This window comes from Sphingobacterium sp. SG20118 (genome assembly GCF_044740685.1).
Classification (GTDB): Bacteria; Bacteroidota; Bacteroidia; order Sphingobacteriales; family Sphingobacteriaceae; genus Sphingobacterium.
Window position 1 is genome coordinate 927,606 of the sequence record NZ_CP172826.1, and the last position, 19,686, is coordinate 947,291.

Sequence of the window (19,686 nt, forward strand, 5' to 3'; positions counted from 1 at the left end):
CACAAATAAATCCAAATCGTTGAGGACCCAATGAAATTTAATATGGGCACATTCATTTTTTGAATAATTGGTTTGAACCAAAAGATAAGGCAAAAAATTGTAATGGCATAAGAGATATAGAAAGAGCGTGGGGGGTATTTGAGCGCACCTATATCAAACGGCTCAGTTAAGCACCATATAGAATGGCTTAGGCCAATGATACTAATGAGTGCTGAGGCAATAAACAGTATAAATTTTGTCTTTTTGGTATATCCTTTATATTGTGTTCCTAACATGAAAAAAATCAGAAAACCTAGACTGTATGTCCCGAATTGATCAATATATTTTTGTGTACTTGATTCAAAGAGTTGTGCCGAATAATAAATAATGATTTCATAGGTAATGTAGTATAACAATAATTGCCATTGGTTTCTTTATGATACGACTACACAATGGCCCTAGAATAGCAATCATTAAAAAAACACGTATAATCCAAACATAGCCAAATCCATCCATCAGCATATAACTGGATATCATAATGTCTGGAAAATCTGTGTAATTAATCTTGAATAGAAAAGGGAATGCATATTGAATGCTGTAAAATACCGATAGAAATAACCAAACAGGAATCACAAGACGTACAAAACGTTTCCACAGGTATGAGCTGAAATCATTCAGAGAATTGAAAGTTTGATTCTTATCACCAAATAAATAGCCCGAAATGAAAATCATCAAGGGAACATCGAAATTACGGATTTGAAAGATTGTAAATGGTGGATTGATATGTGCCAGTATAATGCAGATTAGACCTATACTGCGAATAATATCAATTGATTTATCTCTTTCCACCACCATCTTTTTTTTGCGAAGATAGTAAATAGGTTAACTTTCGAAATATACAAAATGCTCTTATTTTCGAAAATAAAATTTATCAGGCTGAAAAATAAGTTGATATGATGATTAACTATTCAATCACATCGTAAGTTTAAAGTCATTTATGACTTTAAATCACTCTGGTTTTTTTAATAAATTATGAATAGTAGCTGTAATCGTTTCCGGATCTTCACCATCTTCGAGAAGTGAAAAAGCAATATAGGTTGCATAAATTTCAATATTAAATCTTTCATGTTTATCTGCAATGAATTGATCAATTTGTTGCTCAGAGCAATCAAAGCCGATTTGTTGTAATTCATTGAATAGATTTGTTGAAATTGTTGCATGTTCTTCACCGCAAGCAAATGCCACAAGTACATGAAATAAAAATTTATCTATAATTTCACTATCGGTGTTTTTAAATAGGGATAAAATATGATTGTAGTCAAACCTTGTTTTGGCACTATTAACAATACTATCCCAAATTTCATATTCTACAGATGCTTCCATAGTTCAGCTGTTTTTTTTATATAATCGGTTATATAAATATAAGTAAAAACAATTAGTAATCAAATTTTGTTTTTATTTATTTTAGAACTTAATCAGAAGCTATTTGTATGGCTTCTATATGGATATGGTATGATAATTGAATATGTTAAATGATTTTTTGAAATTAAAAGTAATTTTTCACTAGTTTTAAGAGAGCTAGAATATAGACTTATTTTATTCATTTAAACGCTACAATTATGGCAGTAAAGATTCTGATATTTTTTTTAATGATTTCATCACAGGTTTCTGCTCAGGATTTAAACCTTCTTAAGATTCGTAAAGAATATTCATTAGCAGTAAAAGATGAAGACATCTGTGAAAATAATTTGAATGTACTGCGAGCGAAAGCTAAAGCAACTACGGATAAGGGGTATTTAGCCGTGTATGAAATGGTATATGCAAAACATATGGGCAATCCATTTAAGAAGATTGGTCAATTTAAGAAAGGGAAAAATTTATTAGAAAGCTTAATTAAGCAAAACCCGAATAATGTGGAATTGCGTTTTATAAGGTGGAGCGTACAGATACATGCACCATCTATTTTAAATTATAGCGGTGACATCAATGAAGATAAAAAATATATTGTAGCTAATCTTTATACGCTCCAACCTCATGATGCAAAGGAGATTATATATAAATATATAAAAGGAGCAAATTGTTTCAGTGATGCCGAACTAAAAGAGATGTTAAGGTAACAATTTACATGTTTTACCTAAAATGTTTTTTATTCGTCAATTTAACTTTTTATTATGAAAAGTCAGTAATTTGACTTTAACTTGATGAATCGAGGTTTATATATTTTTTTTAATTATTATTTTTGCAGGAGTTAATCTATAACTGTTGTATTCATAATTTGATAGTATGGCTAAGCGTAATTTTGTTTCGAATTCGACCGACTCTTCGAGAATGTTTAAAAATGATTTTTTAGAGTCATTGACAAAAGTCCATTGGAGCGTTCCTCTTATATTCTATTTACCTGTGATTGGTTATTTTACATGGAAAGCAATAGGTCCCGGTGATCTCAGTATTCTGAGTTATATGCAGTATTTTGTGTTTGGACTTGCCTTCTGGACATTATTTGAATATGCTTTGCACCGTTGGATTTTTCATTATCATCCGACGAGTCAATGGGGTAAGAGAATTGCATTTATTTTCCATGGTGTTCACCATGATTATCCTAAGGATAGGCTAAGATTGGTTATGCCTTTATCTGCTAGTATTCCACTAGCTGCATTGGTATATTATTTATTTACGTTCTTTTTTAGTTCGGATATCATATTAGCAGCTTTTTTCTCTGGCTTTATGATTGGTTATTTAATATATGATGAATGTCATTATGCGATGCACCATGCGAATTTTAAAAGTGGAATTTTCAAGCGTATTAAACAGCATCATATGTTACACCATTATTCTGATCCAGAACATGGATTTGGTGTTAGCTCTGCTTTGTGGGATGAAGTGATGCGTTCGGGCTTTCCAAAAGAGAAGGAACATAGCGATAAAGTGCAGACAGATAAATAAAGGTTCGTGAAAATGAAATATGAACCTTAAACGGGGAAGTCTTAAAAGAATAAAGCTCAACTTTACCAGTTGGGCTTTATTTTTTGTTGGCGGGGAGTGAGGGATTAATACTTGAGCCCTAAATGGGGAAGGCTTCATCAAAAAATAAAGCCACTCGCTTCGCTCATTTTTTTTTGTTGGCGGGGAGTGAGGGATTAATACTTGAGCCCTAAATGGGGAAGGCTTCATCAAAAAATAAAGCCACTCGCTTCGCTCATTTTTTTTTGTTGTATATAGATTTTGTTTAAGCAAGCTTGCAAAAACCTATATACAACAAAAGCCCAACTGTAAAGTTGGGCTTTTGTTGGCGGAGAGCGAGGGATTCGAACCCCCGGACCTATGACAGTCAACAGTTTTCAAGACTGCCGCATTCGACCACTCTGCCAGCTCTCCGCCACAAAAGTAGAAAAATTCATTTAGTCACCAAAACTTATTTTTTACTCCATTGAAAATGAGGTAGATTAATTTTTGTGATGTTTTTTTTAGCATAAAAAATGCTAAAAAGGGCATTATAATCTATGAAAATGGCTTTTGAAAATTGGAAATATTTGGATTATTGAGTTTTTATTGACGATTTATTTATTTGGATTTTATGTTAGACTGAAGATCATTTGATTTAAAATATTTATTTTGATTTTTTGTGAAACAAAGGTTAAATTCATTGCCGAATGGTAAAGAAAAAAACGCAAGGTCAAAAAACGAATCGTCTGACAGGTTTTAAAACCAAAAAATGGCATTACATCGTATGTTTAGGCATATTTGTACTGTTGATTCTTTTGATTTTTTCTTGGCATTATCGTGCTGGTATTCGTTATTATATAGGTTCATGGAAGGGGAAACATGGGATTGTTGATAAGGAAGCGAAATACGATATTCGGAATGTGGAGATTATGAATAGACATTCAGATAAAGTTTTTGGTATTGATATTTCGCAATATCAAGGCGAAATAAAGTGGATTGAAGTGAATACAATAAATGATCAATTTCCTATAGATTTTGTATTTATGAGGGCGACGATGGGCGAGGTTAATAAAGATGAACGGTTTGATGATAATTGGAATGCCGCCGCTACGCGAGCAAATCTGAGGGGAGCATACCATTATTTCAGACCCAACGAGAATTCTGTCAAACAGGCTAAGAATTTTATAAAGACTGTTAAGCTTGAGCCAGGCGACTTGCCACCCGTTTTAGATATAGAGGAAATGCCTAAAGGACAATCCATGGATAGTTTAAAAGTCGGTTTAAAGCGCTGGTTAGATGAAGTCGAGGTGCATTATAAAGTTAAGCCTATTTTGTATTCTGGAGATAAATATTTCAGTGATTTTTTACAGCAAGAATTTAGTAATTACGTTTTGTGGATTGCGAATTATAATTTTTGGGTAGAGGATTTAAGGGATCATTGGAATTTTTGGCAATTTTCAGAAAAAGGAACAGTGACTGGAATTAGAGGAAATGTAGATTTAAATATCTTTAATGGTTCTATTGGAGAGTTGGAAGCATTAACAATCCCTTTTAAAAATTAGAAAATGAAAAATACTTATATAAAAATTAGCACATTATTGGTTTTGGTTACAGTAGCTAATCTACAGGTTAGTTACGCTAAACCCAATTCCTTAAATATAGCTTGTGCCTTACCCATAGACAGCATTCCGCTAGCTCGTTTAGATGTAGATGAATTCAAAGATTTGGTCGCATCAGGTGCAATAGTTTTGGATACGCGTTCAACAGGAGAATTTGCAGCAGGTCATGTACCAAATTCTATTTATGTAGGATGGAATGGACCATTTAAAGCTTGGGTATCAAAAGTATTTCCGAATAAGGATCAATCACTTGTTTTGATTTCTGATCAAGCAGGGCTTGCTCAGGTAACTGCTACACTTTTAGAATTGGGCTATAGCCATGTTTTAGGATATCTTGCGGAAGGGGTTGAAGCTTATAAACTTGAAAATAGACTTGATTCGATTGTCGAAGTTTCCGCAAAAGCTTATTATGATTTATCAACCTCAGGTCAAATAATAGACGTTAGATCCGAAAAAGAGTTTATAAATGAGCATATTGACAATGCGATGAATTTTCCCTTGAAAGATTTTTATAACTTTAATGTTGATATACCTCATGATAAAAATTATTATGTTCAATGTCTTTCCGGATATCGCAGTATGATTGCCATATCCATATTAAAAGCAAAGGGTGTTGAAAATGTAATTAATGTCCAAGGAGGGTATCAAGCATTGAAAAAAATAAAGGAGGATAAATAATGGCTACATTCGATGAGATAATTAAATCTAATGAGGTTGTATTGGTAGACTTTTTCGCAACTTGGTGTGGTCCATGTCAGACGATGGCGCCAATTTTACAAGATGTAAAAGAGTTTTATGATGAAGGATTGTCAATTATTAAAATTGACGTGGACAAAAACCCTAAGATTGCTTCTATCTATAAGGTTAGTGGAGTTCCGACATTCGTATTGTTCAAAAATGGTGAACAAATATGGAGGCAAAGTGGAATGATTACTAAAGCTGATCTGCATAAACTTATTGATTCACACAAATAACAAAGGAGATGTTTAAACATCTCCTTTTATTCTGAATGAAATTTTGTCAATTCGATTGCCATCCATATCCAGCACTTCGAATTCTATATTTTTATAATTAACCTGCTCGCCTTCAAGAGGTACATGGTCAAGTAGTAAAAAGACCAATCCACCCAATGTGGTGATGTTATTTATTTCATCTTCATCCTCTTCAGAAAGGCCTATTTCAAACTTTTCTAAAAAATCATCCAACTGGTATTGTCCATCTGCAATATATGAGCCATCCTCACGCTTTCTAATACGTGGCCTATCCTTCGATTGATCTTCAGGAAGATTACCAACAAGGTCCGAGAGAATATCTCGAAGCGTAATAATCCCTTGTGGAGACCCATATTCATCAATAACAATTGCTTGATGAATATGCGAAGCCCTAAGAGCGGTTAAAATACTATAAGCAGAACTATGCTCATTTACAAACTTTATCGGTTCTACCAATTGATTCAGATCGATAGGTTTTTCTTTCAAGTATTGCGATAGTAATTTTTTGACATGTACCACACCTATGATGTTATCTAAGTTCCCTTTGCAAACAGGATACATCGTATGTTCGGTATTCATGATAATATGACGATTTTCCTCGAAGCTATCTTCTAAATCCAAGAAAGCGATATTGCTCCTATGCGTCATAAGATTCATAGCCTTTTTATCACCTAGGCTTAAAAGACGGTCTACAATGTCATGTTCGATTCCTTCAATAGCTCCACTGTCCACTCCTTCATCTACCAAAGCTTTGATTTCTTCCTCAGTTACTGCATTGTGTGTTATTTTAATATTCAATAATTTGACGATAAAGTCTGTTGCAATACTGAGCAGCCATACAAATGGACGAACAATTTTGCTCAGAAGATTCATTGGGTAAGCAATGATCATCGCATATTTTTCGGGAATAGACATACCAATTCTTTTCGGCACGAGTTCTCCTAGTACCAAAGAAAAGAAAGTAATAATGAACACCACGATTATAACAGAAAGTTGTTCGCTATAGGGTGCTAATAAAGGTATTTGACTAAATATTTCCTTAAGGTAAACGGCAACACTTCCCCCGCTAAAGAAACCCGTTAGAATACCGATTAATGTTATCCCGATTTGGACGGTTGATAAAAAGTTATTAGGAGATTCTTTGAGGGCCAGGGCTATTTTTGCAGCCGGATTGTTTTTGTCAGATTCTGCTTGTAATCTCGCTTTTCTGCTGGAAACGATAGCAATTTCGGATGCCGATAATACTCCGTTAAGGATAATAAGAGCTAATATAATAAGTACTTCTGTGAGCATGTTTTTTTTCTACTTAGGCTAAATATAGTGATTTTTAGGAAGTTTAACCGTAAAAAAAAATAAGAGGCTTTGTTTTAAGCACATTAACGCTCTTGGTAAACAAAAAAGGCTTCTAATTTAGAAGCCTTTTTTGTGTTTATAAACCGCTATCATCTAGCATAAAGGTGTTTTTCTTTGTTTTCCATTTTCCTGATGTGAAATCAGGGAATTCAACAGTTTTATTACCTTGTTTGATTGATTCAGTAGATAATGGGAATACGGCACTCATTGTAACAGAGTCGTACACATCAAAAGGAGTTTGTTTTCCTAATTTAGTCGCTTGGATGAAGGAGTTGAATACAAACCAATCCATGCCACCGTGTCCAGAAACCCGTTGCTAACTCTTCATACTTTTTCCAGATAGGGTGGTCGTATTTATCTACCCATTCTTTTGCTGGATCCCAAGTATGTGGTTTTGATTTTCCTTCAATATGGATACCTTGAGCCACATCCATCCAGATACCTTCTGTACCCTGTACACGGAAACCGATTGAGTAAGGTCTTGGTAAATGCGTATCGTGTGTCAATAAAATCGTTTCACCATTTTGACATTGAATCATAGTTTGGGTGATATCCCCATTTTTATAATTCAATTTTGCATTCGGGTGGCCTGGAGATTGTTTTTCTACGTAAGATGCCAAACCTCTAGCTTTACTTGAGTAAGAAGTTAAATGTGTAAAACGATTTCCTGCATTGATGTCGATAAAAGGAAGGATAGGACCTAAACCATGTGTAGGGTATAAATCACCGTCTTGTTCAACATTATATTTTGTACGCCATTGCGCTTCCGAAATTGTTTGCGGACCAAACTCAACACCTTTTCCGTAATAGCTTTTACCATCATTGAAAAGTACTTCGCGTAAATCATGTTGGTAACCACCTTCTAAATGAAGTAATTCACCAAATAAGCCTTGACGGTGCATATTTAGAACAGCAAGGACATCACGACGGTAAGCAACATTCTCTAAAGTCATGTAAGGCTTTCCTGTTTCTTCAGACGCTTTTACAACATCCCAGTGGTCCTGTACTGTTAAACCTGCTATTACTTCGCAACCAACATATAATCCAGCTTTCATAGAATCAATTGCTTGATCTTTATGAAATTCCCATGGCGTAGCAATGATGACAGCATCAAGTTTTTCTTTGCTTAGCATTTTTTTGTAAGCATCGATACCACCAGTATATTCTTTAGGAAGTTTAGTTCCTTTTTTATCAAATTGCTTGCGGCACTGAGATAAAGACTCTTCTTGTGTGTCGCAAATTGCAACAATCTCTACATCTTCACGATTTAATGCGATAGCAACATGGTTACGCCCCCTAAGACCCACACCTATAAATGCTAATCTTACCTTACCACCTTTTGCAAATAAATCTGTACTGGAAAGGATACCCAATCCAGCAGTTGTAAGTGCTGTAGATTTTATGAAATTTCTTCTGTCCATAATTTTTGTACTTTATAATCAGGGTATTAAATTGCCCCGTTTAATTACTTTATGAGTTTAGTGCGATATAACTTAATTCGCTATTAAACAAATATATAAAAATGGTAATAGAAACTTAACATGCAAACGTTTGTCTAAAATGAAAAAAAAGAACAAACGTTTGTGTTGATATTTAATTAGCACTTTTCACAACTATTTGGGATATTGCAATCCAGTTAAAAACTTAATTATTTATAGTTAGTATAATTTTTAATGTCAAATTCGAATCAAATAAATGGTCTGAGAGCTGCAACTGCGTTTTCTTTAGGTGAAGATATCATTAGTGTAGATGCTTTTGGTTCAGGACATATCAACGATACATATCGTGTAACAACAAAAAATACAATTGGTAAATCCTTTCTGTTACAAAGGATTAATCATCATATTTTTCAAAATGTGGAAGGGCTTATGCTAAATATTAAGCATGTGACCGACCATTTAAAAACAAAAATTGCCCATTTGCCGGTTGAAATTCAAGAATCGAAGGTGCTAACCATTATTCCCACAAAATCCAATGATTTATATTTTTTGGATGAGGATGGAAATTATTGGCGTATGTTTATTCTTATAGATGGTACAAAAAGCTACGATGTTGTTGAAACAACAACGCAAGCCTCTGAAGGGGGAAAAGCATTTGGTGATTTTCAATTAAAGTTGGCAGATTTAGATGCCACTAAAATTGTTGAAGTATTGCCTAATTTTCATAATATCCAGTTTCGATTGGATAATTTGAAACGTGCAATTGCTGCAGACTCACAGGGACGGGTTAAGGAAGTCACAGAAATTTTAGACTTCATATTTACGAGAGAAGAACGGATGAAAACGATCCTTAATCTTGCGTCCAAAGGAGAACTTCCGTTGCGTATTACGCATAACGATACTAAATTTAACAATGTGCTGTTAGATCAAAATGATCAGGCGCAATGTGTAATTGATTTAGATACGGTTATGCCAGGATATGTGGCTTATGATTTTGGTGATGCCATCAGAACGATTATCAATCCGGTAGAGGAGGATGAAAAAGACCTGGCTAAGATTGTATTGAATATACCTTTGTATGCGGCTTATGCTGAAGGTTATTTAAATGAAGCTAAGGAGTTTTTGACCGATGTAGAAGTGGAATCTTTGTTAGAAGGGGTATTTTTGCTGCCTTATATGCAAGCGGTACGTTTTTTAACCGATTACCTAGAGGGAGATCATTATTTTAAAACAAAGTATGATGACCATAACCTTGTTAGAACAAAAACACAACTTAAACTAGTTGAGGAAATGGAAAAACAGGAAGAGGAGCTGAAGACAGCTATCAGCAATGTTTTACAAGATTAACTAAATAAAGAGAGCAGCATTTACCTCTGCTCTCTTTTTGTTTATATTTAGTATTATTGTATATGACAAAATCAATCAGTATTCGATCGGTCGATCATCAGGATAATTTAAGAAGCTATCAATCATTAAATGGGCTGTTATCATCAATCTCTTGGAATAATATAGAGGTTGCCAATTGGAAAGAGGATTATCCTTATTTCCCGCAAGCCAAGTTTAAAATAGCTTATGATGATAGGGGAGTTATTATTCAGTATGAAATAGAAGAAGAGGTCATAAAAGCCCAATATCATCGCCATAATGATAATATTTGGGAAGACAGCTGTGTAGAATTCTTTGTTTCTTTTGACAGCAAAAACCACTACTACAACTTTGAGTTTAACCCTATAGGTGCAGGCTTGATTGGCTATGGTACAAATAATAAGGCTGAGCGCTCTAGATTGACCGAAGAGGAGATAGACGTCGTAGAAGTTTTTACATGTATTGAGCGGGGTCATTTAGCGTCAAAATGGAGTATGATTCAATATATACCCTTTGAAGCTTTTATACACGATAAAATTACGTCTGCATTTTTGAAAGAAAATACGATTTTCGCTAATTTTTATAAATGTGGGGATCATTTACCTCATCCACATTTTTTATCTTGGAATAAAATAAATCATCCAACTCCAAATTTTCATTTACCCGAATTCTTTGGTGAATTAGTATTTGAATAAGAGTTGGATGACTCTTATTCAAGTTATTTATAGCTACTTTCTTTCTTGAATTTTTTCACAAGCAAGGCGTATACCAGTGCCCTGTACTTGTTTCGATTTGATTTTCCCATCTGATTTAGGACTTCTTCAATTGCTGTGTCCAACTTCGCGTTGTCAGGTAAGCCTAATTTTTTGATTAGAAAATTAGATTTCAATCTCTTGATTTCTTCGGGGTCGGAGGCGGCGATGGTTTCAGCGTCCGCTTTGTAGATGGAGGGCCCTAATCCTTTCGTAACCGACTCGATGAGCGAGTCTTCCAAAGGTAAATTTAGTTTTTTTGCTTCTGCAATATATGCAGCGATTTTTTCATCTAATTTGCTCATAATGTGGTGATGTTAAAATTTACGGTTTCTAATTCATGTTCAAATTAAACAATATTCCTCAAATAAGAAACAAAAATTATCTTTTTTAATGCGAAATTACCTATCTTTGCAGTAGGCGTGGAGGATAAAAAATAAATAACTTATTTAGAATATTTGTTACGGAATATTCTTGCAAATAAGGTTTTAATAAATTATCTTTGCACCTCAATTATTGAATATACGTAATCATAAGATAAAAATGAAAAAAGATTTGCATCCTTCAAATTACAGATTAGTTGTGTTTAAAGATATGTCAAATGACTATTCTTTCATCACAAAATCATGTGTTGATACAAAAGAGACAATCACTTGGGAAGATGGTAATGAATATCCGGTTGTGAAACTAGAGATTTCTCATACTTCACACCCTTTCTATACTGGTAAAATGAAATTGGTTGATACGGCTGGTCGTATTGATAAATTCCGTAGCCGTTATAACAAAAAATAATTTTTGTTATCCTAAGGATGTCACAATATTAAAACTCGATAATGCTCATTATCGAGTTTTTTTTGTTATTTTTATAGGGTGATAGTTGTATTATTTGATCAATCTACAGAGTCATGTTATCTGCAAGGTTTTAATGGATCCAAAAATCTATTTAACGCAGAGACTTTGTGGCCATTTACTTGTGTAAAACCCACTGCCTTACTTCGTGTGGGCATTTTATCTTTATTGGATAAATGGGAACGCGCATTAGATGCCGATTTTTTATATGACTCCATATGGAGCAAATTGACGATCGACGAACAGATTGTATTATCCTCAGATAAGGCTGACAGACTTTATTTCGTTTCTGCCAATATCATTCCTTCCGAATCTTTTATTGAAAAATTAGCATCGCTGTCTAAGGGTCAATCTCTTCAATCTGGCGAAGATTTGCTCGCGCTAAGAGTAGATTTTGAAAACCCCTCCAATGGACTGGTGGAAAAAGTGCCCTATGGGCAAGATCTGAATCGTTTACAGTTCATCGAAGATCTGTATTTAAACATTGGTGCGGAAATTTCAAAAGATTATGAAGACTTATGTCGGGAGCGTCTCTCCGAAGCCTACTCAGACAGTAATACGGTTTTGGGTGATCAGCTTTATGTAGGAAAATCTGTTGAGATGGAATGCGTAACTTTAAATACAAAGACAGGACCGATCTATATTGATGAAGGTGCCAATATTATGGAAGGAGCTCATCTAAGAGGGCCTTTATATATTGGCCGAAATGCAGTCGTGAAAATGGGGGCAACGATCTATGGGAATGTTTCTATAGGTGAGGGGGCTGTTGTGGGAGGAGAAGTCGCAAATTCGAGTATAGGTGACTTTAGTGCAAAGGGACATTATGGGTATTTAGGCTGTTCGGTTATCGGTGATTGGTGCAATCTAGGAGCTGGAACAACAAATTCAAATTTGAAAAATAACCTATCGTCGGTTCAACTGTTTGATTATAGTTTGGGTACTGTGCGAGATACCGGGTTGATGAAATGCGGATTGTTTATGGGCGACTTTAGTCGATCGGGTATACAGTCTGTTTTTAATACAGGAACGGTGGTAGGTATGGGCTGTATGTTATCTGAAACAGATTTTTATCCAAAATTTGTTCCTTCATTTAGCTGGCTCTATCAGAAAGGAAAACAAGCATATCAACTTCAAAAGTTTGTTTCTGATTTAGAAGTTGTATTTTTATCAAAAAATAGGAAATTAGACGAAAAGCTAATTGAAAGAATTATAGAAATTAATCAATCAACATTTAAAAACTAAACTATTATGCGTAAAAAAATTGTAGCAGGAAATTGGAAAATGAATTTGGATTATCAAGATGGAATTAGCTTATTCTCTGAAGTAGTGAATATGGCTAAGGATGAAATCGTTGGTGATCAACAATTGATTGTTTGTAGCCCATTCATTCATTTACATAGTATTGCACAATTGGCAAAAACAGCATCTCATGTTGCCGTTGGTGCTCAAAATATTCACCAAGCTGAATCAGGAGCTTATACAGGTGAAATTTCTGCAAGTCAAATTAAATCTATCGGTGTTGAGTATGCTATTTTAGGGCATTCAGAACGTAGAGCTTATTTCGGAGAAACAAATGCGATCTTAAGCGAGAAGGTAGATGCTGCATTGAAGCATGGTCTGTTACCGATTTTTTGTATTGGTGAGACAAAAGAAGAAAGAGAGTCTGGAAAGTTTTTTGACGTTATAAAAACACAATTAGAAGAAGCTGTGTTTCACCTGTCAAAAGAAGAGTTCTCAAAAGTAATCTTGGCTTATGAACCTGTGTGGGCAATTGGCACTGGTTTAACGGCTTCTCCTGAACAAGCTCAAGAAGTACATGCATTTATCCGTGCAACTGTTTCGGCGCACTACGGACAAGCTATTGCAGATGCAACGAGTATTCTATACGGTGGTAGCTGTAACCCTAAAAATGCAGGTGAGCTATTTGCTCAAGCTGATATTGATGGTGGCTTAATTGGTGGTGCATCTCTAAAATCAAGAGATTTCTTAGACATTGCTAAAGTTTTTAATAAGTAAAAATCTATTATGAAATACAGTGAGGTAATATTCACAAGAATAGCAGGAGAAGAGTGGCAACAGGATCTGTTTATTGCCGAGCTAGCTGATATAGGTTTTGATACTTTTGAAGATAGAGAATCGGGGTTTGCAGGGTTCATACCTACTGCAAACCTTGATCTTCAAGCTTTGGAAACAGTTATCTTGAAACAAGAAGATGGTTTTGAGGTTCGTTATGCGGTGAAAGACATTGAAGAACAGAATTGGAATAAGCTATGGGAAAGTAATTTTAATCCTATAATGATTGATGATCAGTGTTACGTTAGAGCTACTTTCCATGATCCCAAACCAGAAATACCACATGAAATCGTTATTGACCCCAAAATGTCCTTTGGAACAGGACATCATCAAACGACGACAATGATGCTTCGCTATATTCTTGAAAATGAATTTCAAGGCAAGGAAGTGTTGGATATGGGTTGTGGTACAGGTATATTAGCTATATTAGCAGCGCAGAAAAAAGCAAAAGAAATATTTGCGGTGGATTTTGACGATGTTTGTGTTGCAAGTGTCGAGGAAAACAAAGTCCTGAACAACATCACAAATATTGAAGCAAAATTAGGATCTTATGAAACTATTGTTGGACGCGAGTTCGATGCCATTTTGGCCAACATTAATCGTAATATTCTAATGGAACAATTTCCTCAATATAGCAAGTCTTTACGATTAAATGGGGAGTTGTATATTAGTGGATTTTTCGAAGGAGAAGATTTATCAATTTTGAAAGAACGTGCAGAATCCATCGGTTTTGAACTTATTTCTAATAAAATTTTGGACAATTGGTGTTCTGCTAAATTCGTGAAAGTAAAATAATAATATGCGCATACATTTCATTGCGATAGGAGGAAGTATCATGCACAACCTTGCGATCTCTCTGGAGAGGCAAGGTCATCAGGTTTCAGGGTCTGATGATCAAATTGTAGAACCTTCCCGTAGCCACCTTATTGATGCAGGTTTACTACCTGAACAATTAGGATGGTTTGAAGAAAAAATTACGGATGATATAGATGCTGTTATTTTAGGGGCTCATGCTCTTGTGAATAATCCAGAACTATTAAAGGCCCAAGAATTGGACCTCAAGATCTATTCATTTCCGGAGTTTATTCAAGAGCTTTCTCAAGATAAGACACGTGTAGTCATTGCCGGTAGTTATGGGAAAACCACAATTATGAGCATGATTATGCATGTGTTAAAAACTTTTGAAAGACCTTTTGATTATTTAGTGGGTGCGCAGTTGGAGGGTTTTGATAATTTAATCGAAATAACAAAGACAAATAAGATTATTTTAATTGAAGGCGATGAAAATGTAGCTTCCAGTTTGAGTAGCAAGTCAAAATTTATGTTTTACAAACCTAATATTGCACTTATTAGTGGCATTAATTGGAATGAATACAGTACTACGATAACCTTTGATAACTACTTAAAACAATTTGAAGATTTTATCAATACCATAGAATCAAAAGGGACATTGATCTATAATAAAGAAGATAAATACATTCAGAAAATCATCAATGATACAAAATCCTGTAAAATTAATCGACATGGTTATCAAATACCTGAATATACGATAAATAAGGGAACAACATTTGTAAAAGCTACTAAAGGTGATATCCCATTACAGGTTTTTGGAAAATATAACCTGTCGAATATTGCTGGTGCATATACCGTATGTGAGTGGCTTGGGATTAAGAAAGATGATTTTTTTGAAGCCATTAAGACTTTCAAGAGTTCCATCCGTTATTTGGAGTTTGTAGCAAGTTTTGAAGGTTTCCGTGGTGTACCAAGACTTTGATCATACACCCAAAAAGCTGAAGGCAAGTATTCATGCAATCAAAGAGCAATTTCCAAGTCAAAAATTGGTTGCTATCATTGAATTGAACGCTTACGACAGTCTGGATGAGAAGTTTGTCAACCAGTATAAGGATACGATGAACGAAGCTGATCTCCCTGTTGTGTTTGTCAATATGGAGTCAATTAAAGAGGTTAATAAGTGTACGACACATTTGCTAGAAGATATTAGAATCGCCTTTAATCGGTCAGATTTGGACATTGTAACGAATATAAAAGACCTGTACGAATTCCTTGAGAATTTTAAATCAAAAGGCAATAATTTATTGCTGATGAGTTCGGGCAATTACAGTGGGGTTAATTTGACCGAACTCGCGGATCATTTTTTTAAGAATTATTAATAAAGTTGCGTAAGCTATTTGATTGGGAATTATTTTATATTATATTTGTTTTGTAAATAAAAAAATCTACCAAATGAATGCATTAGGAAAAAAAATCAGATTACTGCGCCATCAAAAAGGATGGAGCCAAGAAGATGTAGCGAAAAGACTAGATATTTCTATTCCAGCTTTTTCAAAAATTGAAACAGGAATTACAGATGTTAATCTTTCTCGTTTAAACCAGATTTCAAAATTATTTAATTTGTCAGTAGTTCAACTATTATCGACTTCCGATATGGAAGAAGATAAAGAAGCGTTGAATGAGTTGGCTGAATTAACTAAAAAAGTGCAGATGCGTGAGACCGAAGTTATTGACTTGCAAAAGAAAGTAATCGATCTTTACGAACAATTGCACAAAAAATAAGGTTTATTCACCTTTGGGATAATTAAAGGCTTGCAGATCATCTCTGCAAGCCTTCTTACTTTTTGATTGACAACGTTAAGTTGTTTTTCTATACGTGGGATTGATTTACGTTAAAAGTCGTCTTCGTCTCCGAAATCGTCAAATCCACCAATAGAATCAATGTCCTCTAAATTAAAGTCATCTTCTAAGATGTCGTCAGAATCATCATCAGGTCCATTAAATGAACCAAATTTCTCATCATCTACTACAGTCATAGATTCACTTTTCATCATTGCCGTGTTCATAAAAATATACTTTATTTTTGCTTATTTAATAATGTAAAATTATGTAACAAAATTCGAACTTTAAACTTTTTTTTAAAAAAAATAATCAACGTAAAATGTTGATTATTAATATTGTTAAGGTATTTGTATATGAAATAAAAAATGACTATTGTCGTTATTCGACCACCTCGCCAATCTCATTCTCTACAGTTACGATATCTTTTAGTTGCGGTAAGTCTCGTACACCATTTATTCCGAAGTGATTCATAAATTGTGCGCTTGTGCTGTACAATAATGGTTTTCCAATTGAATCAGCCTTCCCAGCAATTTGAATCAGCTTCTTCTCTAAAAGACGTTGAATCGTATAATCACAGCTGACACCCCTTATTTGTTCAACTTCCAATTTGGTAATAGGTTGTCTATAGGCAATGATAGCCAAAGTTTCGAGCGCTGCTTGGCTGAGCTTTTTCTTGTCACGATGAATCTGCAATTGATTGATTGTATCATGATAAATAGCTTTTGTCAAAAATTGGTAGGCATTATTAATGACCTTTAATTCCAATACCTCATCCTCACTTGCATGTTTCTCAACAACTTTATCGATTAAGTTTTGCAATTCCTCTTTAGAAATTTCAATCGCTAACGCTTCTTGAAGCACATGCTTAATGTCCTGCAATGCAATTCCGTCTTCCGAAGCATATATAATAGCTTCTATGTTGCGTATAATATCCTTCACCGATTAATAATTGATAACTTGTTCAACCATATGTTCAGGAAGTTCGCGAAACTCATAACGTTGCGTTCTAAGTTGCGGTTCAAAACCAGCTTCTTTTATTGCTTGTTGAATTGAATTAGCCGTAAATCGATGTGGGGCACCAGCTGCAGAAACAACATTTTCCTCAATCATAATCGAACCAAAATCATTAGCCCCAGCATGTAGACATAGTTGAGCAGTTCTTTTTCCAACGGTCAACCAAGAAGCTTGAATATTCTTGATATTAGGAAGCATGATTCTACTTAAAGCTATCATACGGATATATTCTTCCCCAGTCACATCATTTGTAATTCCTCGGAGTCTTTTTAATAAAGTACCATCATCTTGAAATGGCCAAGGAATAAATGCCGTAAAACCGAAGTGTCCTTCTGGCTTCTCAGCTTGCACTTCTCTTACCCAAACAAAGTGTTCAAAACGCTCTTCGATAGTTTCGATATGGCCAAACATCATGGTCGCAGAAGTAGGAAGATCTATTTGATGTGCTGCACGCATAACATCTAACCATTCTTTACCACCACATTTTCCTTTTGAAATCAAACGTCTTACGCGATCGTTTAAGATTTCAGCTCCAGCACCAGGTAGTGAATCCAAGCCAGCTTCTTTCATTGCTGTTAAAACTTCAATGTGGGACAAGTTCTCTAATTTAGCGACATGGGCTATTTCCGGAGGGCCTAAGGAATGTAGTTTCAGCGTAGGGTAAAGGTCTTTTAATTGCTTGAAAAGATCGGTATAGAACGCCAAACCTAGATCTGGATGATGTCCACCCTGTAACAATAATTGATCTCCACCATATAAGAAGGTTTCCTCAATTTTTTGTTTATAGGTTTCAATATCTGTGATGTAACTATCCTCATGACCAGGGCGACGAAAGAAATTACAGAATTTACAGTTTGCAATACACACATTTGTAGTATTTACATTACGGTCGATTTGCCAAGTAACTTTACCATGTGGCACTTGTATCTTGCGTAATTCATTAGCAACATAAGTTAAGTCTGCCGTAGCTGCATGGTGATATAAATACATGCCTTCTTCTTTGGTTAAGAACTCAAATTTTAAGGCTTTTTCTAATAAATTGTTTACATTCATTAAGAACAAATATAAGCACCTTTTGCATTATATTTATTGATTGGCTGTAAGTTTTCAGTAATAGTGATCGGAATAATCAAAAAGTCTCTATCTTTTTTACGATAACGCTCGTTTACCTAAGTTAACGATTTTTATTTAGCTTATTTTCTTACGAATCATGAATAGCAAAATAGGCTATGAGCTACTCATGATTCGGGACTCATTTTTCCAATTTTAAACGGTTAAGTAGAACAATACAAAATCTGTTAGACTATTTTTATGTTCCAATTTTTGTATTTTTACAGAGATGATAGGATTCAAGAAAGTAGTAACTATTCTTATTTTAATTATAAATAGTTACGGTGTTTATGCTCAGGACTTTGCTGATGTTTATGAGAAGTTGCAACAGTCTAAGATATTGAACGATCATTTTTTTGGTTTCTCACTCTATGATTTGGATGAAAATCAATTTCTGGTCGATGTAAACGGGCATAAATATTTTACACCAGCTTCTAACACTAAGATTTTCACACTTTATACTGCATTAGAAATGCTTGGCGATTCTATACCAGGTATTCAGTACATTGAAAAAGGAGATTCGCTTTTGTTTTGGGGAACCGGTGATCCTACATTTTTACATAGTAAAATGGATTCCCATATTGTATACAACTTTTTGAAAAACTCAAATAAGAAGCTTTTTTATGTACCAACCAAGATGCAGAATAAGTTTTTTGCAGCGGGTTGGGCCATGGATGATTTTGATGCCTATTACCAACCGGAGATTGCCACACTTCCCATTTATGGGAATGTAGTTACCTTTCGAGGTACCGCTAATAATCAAATGCGTGTAGTCCCTACTTATTTTCAAGATATGCTGCACACTGAAGAATCGCTCGATAAAGGTAAATTTTCAATGAGTAGGTCGTTTACTGAAAATAGATTTTTAAAATCGAGAGAAACGGTGCCGAATAAATATGTCAACGAAGTCCCTTTTAAATCCTCAGCATCTTTAGTGGTTAAATTGTTGTCAGATACATTGAGGAAAATGGTAGAGATTATAGACTATAATAAGCCAGTTACGGTAAAAACAATTTATTCCAATGCTACAAGCTATGTTCTGCGCGAAATGATGCTACCCAGCGATAATTATTTGGCGGAACAAATCCTGATGATGGCCTCCCTGCAAAAGTTTGAAAAATTTGATACGTATCTAGTTCGAGATTGGATGAAGCAAAATTATTATAAGCGTTTTGCTGATGAAGTTGTCTTGCATGATGGTTCAGGTCTGTCGTGCTATAATAAAGTCACACCTAAAAGTATGATTGAGCTTTTGATAGCTGTGAAACAAAAAGTTCCAGATGAATCGAATCGGTTTAAGCTGTTTTCAGCAGGAGGTGTCGATGGAACGTTGAAAAGGGCATATAGCACAGACCGAGGTGTCCCATTTGTATTCGCGAAGTCGGGTACGATCACTTCTGTTTATTGTCAGAGTGGATATCTCATCACCAGATCAGGTAAGAAGCTGGCCTTCTCGTTCTTAAATAATAATTTTATCGACGAAAAGAACAGTGAAATACGCCAGGAAATGGTCGCTATCATGACCTATATAAGACAAAATTATTAATATTTCAATTTGCAAAGC

At 34.7% G+C, this 19,686-nt stretch carries 22 protein-coding genes, 1 tRNA gene and 1 pseudogene; 15 read left to right on the forward strand and 9 right to left on the reverse strand.

Translation table 11 applies throughout. The features are described 5' to 3' along the window. Positions 1-372: 372 nt before the first annotated feature. Together ACFX5U_RS04305 and ACFX5U_RS04310 are read right to left on the reverse strand one after the other, a co-directional pair. Positions 373-828, reverse strand: a complete 456-nt coding sequence (locus ACFX5U_RS04305) for an acyltransferase family protein (RefSeq protein ID WP_400262599.1) — start codon at positions 826-828, stop codon at positions 373-375. 159 nt (positions 829-987) lie between these two features. Next, the gene (locus ACFX5U_RS04310; protein WP_038696567.1) at positions 988-1,362 is read right to left on the reverse strand and encodes a hypothetical protein; all 375 of its coding nucleotides are present in this window, start codon (positions 1,360-1,362) and stop codon (positions 988-990) included. A gap of 236 nt (positions 1,363-1,598) precedes the next feature. On the opposite strand from ACFX5U_RS04310, the gene ACFX5U_RS04315 reads away from it, so the two are divergent. Both ACFX5U_RS04315 and ACFX5U_RS04320 read left to right on the forward strand, forming a co-directional pair. Further along, complete coding sequence (locus tag ACFX5U_RS04315; RefSeq protein WP_280570045.1) at positions 1,599-2,096, forward strand: hypothetical protein; 498 nt, start codon at positions 1,599-1,601, stop codon at positions 2,094-2,096. Between the two features lie 166 nt (positions 2,097-2,262). Next, positions 2,263-2,922, forward strand: coding sequence for a sterol desaturase family protein (locus tag ACFX5U_RS04320; protein ID WP_235212354.1), 660 nt, complete (start codon positions 2,263-2,265; stop codon positions 2,920-2,922). Positions 2,923-3,266: 344 nt separating this feature from the next. Here ACFX5U_RS04320 and ACFX5U_RS04325 read toward each other — a convergent pair. Next, positions 3,267-3,354: transfer RNA gene (locus ACFX5U_RS04325), tRNA-Ser, on the reverse strand. A 275-nt stretch (positions 3,355-3,629) separates the two neighbouring features. Here ACFX5U_RS04325 and ACFX5U_RS04330 point away from each other — a divergent pair. Genes ACFX5U_RS04330 through trxA form a run of 3 tightly spaced genes read left to right on the forward strand, consistent with a single transcriptional unit; the run spans position 3,630 to position 5,515 of the window. Continuing rightward, entirely contained in the window at positions 3,630-4,484 is an 855-nt protein-coding gene (locus tag ACFX5U_RS04330) for a glycoside hydrolase family 25 protein (protein WP_038696573.1), read from the forward strand. Positions 4,485-4,487: 3 nt separating this feature from the next. Beyond that, complete coding sequence (locus ACFX5U_RS04335; protein ID WP_280570038.1) at positions 4,488-5,219, forward strand: rhodanese-like domain-containing protein; 732 nt, start codon at positions 4,488-4,490, stop codon at positions 5,217-5,219. Continuing rightward, positions 5,219-5,515, forward strand: a complete 297-nt coding sequence (trxA, locus tag ACFX5U_RS04340; RefSeq protein ID WP_038696576.1) for a thioredoxin — start codon at positions 5,219-5,221, stop codon at positions 5,513-5,515. The genes ACFX5U_RS04335 and trxA overlap by 1 nt, the downstream gene beginning before the upstream one ends. 12 nt (positions 5,516-5,527) lie before the next feature. Here the strand turns inward: trxA and ACFX5U_RS04345 are convergent, their stop codons facing one another. Further along, a complete protein-coding gene (locus ACFX5U_RS04345; protein ID WP_038696577.1) occupies positions 5,528-6,826 on the reverse strand; it encodes a hemolysin family protein in 1,299 nt (432 codons plus the stop codon). Between the two features lie 136 nt (positions 6,827-6,962). Continuing rightward, positions 6,963-8,307, reverse strand: a pseudogene (locus tag ACFX5U_RS04350) (Gfo/Idh/MocA family protein). A 252-nt stretch (positions 8,308-8,559) separates the two neighbouring features. Between ACFX5U_RS04350 and ACFX5U_RS04355 the strand changes: the two are divergent. Further along, positions 8,560-9,672 (forward strand): phosphotransferase enzyme family protein, encoded by a 1,113-nt coding sequence (locus ACFX5U_RS04355; protein ID WP_400262600.1) that lies wholly within the window; start codon positions 8,560-8,562, stop codon positions 9,670-9,672. 62 nt (positions 9,673-9,734) lie between these two features. After that, complete coding sequence (locus ACFX5U_RS04360) at positions 9,735-10,385, forward strand: carbohydrate-binding family 9-like protein (RefSeq protein ID WP_400262601.1); 651 nt, start codon at positions 9,735-9,737, stop codon at positions 10,383-10,385. Positions 10,386-10,408: 23 nt separating this feature from the next. Here the strand turns inward: ACFX5U_RS04360 and ACFX5U_RS04365 are convergent, their stop codons facing one another. Further along, positions 10,409-10,747: a DUF2853 family protein gene (locus ACFX5U_RS04365; RefSeq protein ID WP_280570025.1), complete on the reverse strand. Its 339-nt coding sequence runs from the start codon at positions 10,745-10,747 to the stop codon at positions 10,409-10,411. 238 nt (positions 10,748-10,985) lie between these two features. Between ACFX5U_RS04365 and ACFX5U_RS04370 the strand changes: the two genes are divergently transcribed. The 7 genes from ACFX5U_RS04370 to ACFX5U_RS04400 all read left to right on the forward strand — a co-directional run bounded on the left by ACFX5U_RS04370 (position 10,986) and on the right by ACFX5U_RS04400 (position 15,938). After that, on the forward strand, positions 10,986-11,234 hold the full coding sequence (locus ACFX5U_RS04370) for a type B 50S ribosomal protein L31 (RefSeq protein WP_021189727.1): 249 nt from the start codon (positions 10,986-10,988) through the stop codon (positions 11,232-11,234). 78 nt (positions 11,235-11,312) lie between these two features. Then, complete coding sequence (locus tag ACFX5U_RS04375) at positions 11,313-12,533, forward strand: putative sugar nucleotidyl transferase (protein WP_280570016.1); 1,221 nt, start codon at positions 11,313-11,315, stop codon at positions 12,531-12,533. A 6-nt stretch (positions 12,534-12,539) separates the two neighbouring features. Then, positions 12,540-13,307, forward strand: a complete 768-nt coding sequence (tpiA, locus tag ACFX5U_RS04380) for a triose-phosphate isomerase (RefSeq protein WP_038696590.1) — start codon at positions 12,540-12,542, stop codon at positions 13,305-13,307. A gap of 9 nt (positions 13,308-13,316) precedes the next feature. Further along, complete coding sequence (gene prmA, locus ACFX5U_RS04385) at positions 13,317-14,159, forward strand: 50S ribosomal protein L11 methyltransferase (protein ID WP_400262602.1); 843 nt, start codon at positions 13,317-13,319, stop codon at positions 14,157-14,159. Positions 14,160-14,163: 4 nt separating this feature from the next. After that, positions 14,164-15,138: a Mur ligase family protein gene (locus tag ACFX5U_RS04390; RefSeq protein ID WP_400262603.1), complete on the forward strand. Its 975-nt coding sequence runs from the start codon at positions 14,164-14,166 to the stop codon at positions 15,136-15,138. Beyond that, on the forward strand, positions 15,119-15,535 hold the full coding sequence (locus ACFX5U_RS04395) for a hypothetical protein (RefSeq protein WP_400262604.1): 417 nt from the start codon (positions 15,119-15,121) through the stop codon (positions 15,533-15,535). The genes ACFX5U_RS04390 and ACFX5U_RS04395 overlap by 20 nt, the downstream gene beginning before the upstream one ends. Positions 15,536-15,608: 73 nt before the next feature. After that, entirely contained in the window at positions 15,609-15,938 is a 330-nt protein-coding gene (locus ACFX5U_RS04400) for a helix-turn-helix domain-containing protein (protein ID WP_038696596.1), read from the forward strand. Positions 15,939-16,048: 110 nt separating this feature from the next. Here the strand turns inward: ACFX5U_RS04400 and ACFX5U_RS04405 are convergent, their stop codons facing one another. From ACFX5U_RS04405 to ACFX5U_RS04415, 3 genes are all read right to left on the reverse strand, one after another. Continuing rightward, complete coding sequence (locus tag ACFX5U_RS04405; protein WP_158500266.1) at positions 16,049-16,222, reverse strand: hypothetical protein; 174 nt, start codon at positions 16,220-16,222, stop codon at positions 16,049-16,051. Positions 16,223-16,376: 154 nt separating this feature from the next. Continuing rightward, positions 16,377-16,937 (reverse strand): SMC-Scp complex subunit ScpB, encoded by a 561-nt coding sequence (gene scpB, locus ACFX5U_RS04410; protein WP_038696597.1) that lies wholly within the window; start codon positions 16,935-16,937, stop codon positions 16,377-16,379. Between the two features lie 3 nt (positions 16,938-16,940). Continuing rightward, positions 16,941-18,065, reverse strand: coding sequence for a CofH family radical SAM protein (locus ACFX5U_RS04415; RefSeq protein ID WP_038696599.1), 1,125 nt, complete (start codon positions 18,063-18,065; stop codon positions 16,941-16,943). Positions 18,066-18,351: 286 nt separating this feature from the next. On the opposite strand from ACFX5U_RS04415, the gene ACFX5U_RS04420 reads away from it, so the two are divergent. Further along, positions 18,352-19,668: a D-alanyl-D-alanine carboxypeptidase gene (locus ACFX5U_RS04420; protein WP_400262605.1), complete on the forward strand. Its 1,317-nt coding sequence runs from the start codon at positions 18,352-18,354 to the stop codon at positions 19,666-19,668. The last annotated feature ends 18 nt before the right edge of the window (positions 19,669-19,686 follow it).

What these genes read in the sequence shown, in the direction of transcription:
- ACFX5U_RS04415 (WP_038696599.1), bottom strand. Translation starts at nt 18,065, where the DNA reads ATGAATGTAAACAATTTATTAGAAAAAGCCTTAAAATTTGAGTTCTTA.
- ACFX5U_RS04310 (WP_038696567.1), bottom strand. Translation starts at nt 1,362, where the DNA reads ATGGAAGCATCTGTAGAATATGAAATTTGGGATAGTATTGTTAATAGT.
- ACFX5U_RS04330 (WP_038696573.1), top strand. Translation starts at nt 3,630, where the DNA reads ATGGTAAAGAAAAAAACGCAAGGTCAAAAAACGAATCGTCTGACAGGT.
- ACFX5U_RS04405 (WP_158500266.1), bottom strand. Translation starts at nt 16,222, where the DNA reads ATGAACACGGCAATGATGAAAAGTGAATCTATGACTGTAGTAGATGAT.
- ACFX5U_RS04365 (WP_280570025.1), bottom strand. Translation starts at nt 10,747, where the DNA reads ATGAGCAAATTAGATGAAAAAATCGCTGCATATATTGCAGAAGCAAAA.
- ACFX5U_RS04390 (WP_400262603.1), top strand. Translation starts at nt 14,164, where the DNA reads ATGCGCATACATTTCATTGCGATAGGAGGAAGTATCATGCACAACCTT.
- ACFX5U_RS04335 (WP_280570038.1), top strand. Translation starts at nt 4,488, where the DNA reads ATGAAAAATACTTATATAAAAATTAGCACATTATTGGTTTTGGTTACA.
- ACFX5U_RS04400 (WP_038696596.1), top strand. Translation starts at nt 15,609, where the DNA reads ATGAATGCATTAGGAAAAAAAATCAGATTACTGCGCCATCAAAAAGGA.
- tpiA (WP_038696590.1), top strand. Translation starts at nt 12,540, where the DNA reads ATGCGTAAAAAAATTGTAGCAGGAAATTGGAAAATGAATTTGGATTAT.
- ACFX5U_RS04355 (WP_400262600.1), top strand. Translation starts at nt 8,560, where the DNA reads ATGTCAAATTCGAATCAAATAAATGGTCTGAGAGCTGCAACTGCGTTT.
- ACFX5U_RS04320 (WP_235212354.1), top strand. Translation starts at nt 2,263, where the DNA reads ATGGCTAAGCGTAATTTTGTTTCGAATTCGACCGACTCTTCGAGAATG.
- ACFX5U_RS04420 (WP_400262605.1), top strand. Translation starts at nt 18,352, where the DNA reads ATGATAGGATTCAAGAAAGTAGTAACTATTCTTATTTTAATTATAAAT.
- ACFX5U_RS04360 (WP_400262601.1), top strand. Translation starts at nt 9,735, where the DNA reads ATGACAAAATCAATCAGTATTCGATCGGTCGATCATCAGGATAATTTA.
- prmA (WP_400262602.1), top strand. Translation starts at nt 13,317, where the DNA reads ATGAAATACAGTGAGGTAATATTCACAAGAATAGCAGGAGAAGAGTGG.
- ACFX5U_RS04345 (WP_038696577.1), bottom strand. Translation starts at nt 6,826, where the DNA reads ATGCTCACAGAAGTACTTATTATATTAGCTCTTATTATCCTTAACGGA.
- ACFX5U_RS04370 (WP_021189727.1), top strand. Translation starts at nt 10,986, where the DNA reads ATGAAAAAAGATTTGCATCCTTCAAATTACAGATTAGTTGTGTTTAAA.
- ACFX5U_RS04315 (WP_280570045.1), top strand. Translation starts at nt 1,599, where the DNA reads ATGGCAGTAAAGATTCTGATATTTTTTTTAATGATTTCATCACAGGTT.
- trxA (WP_038696576.1), top strand. Translation starts at nt 5,219, where the DNA reads ATGGCTACATTCGATGAGATAATTAAATCTAATGAGGTTGTATTGGTA.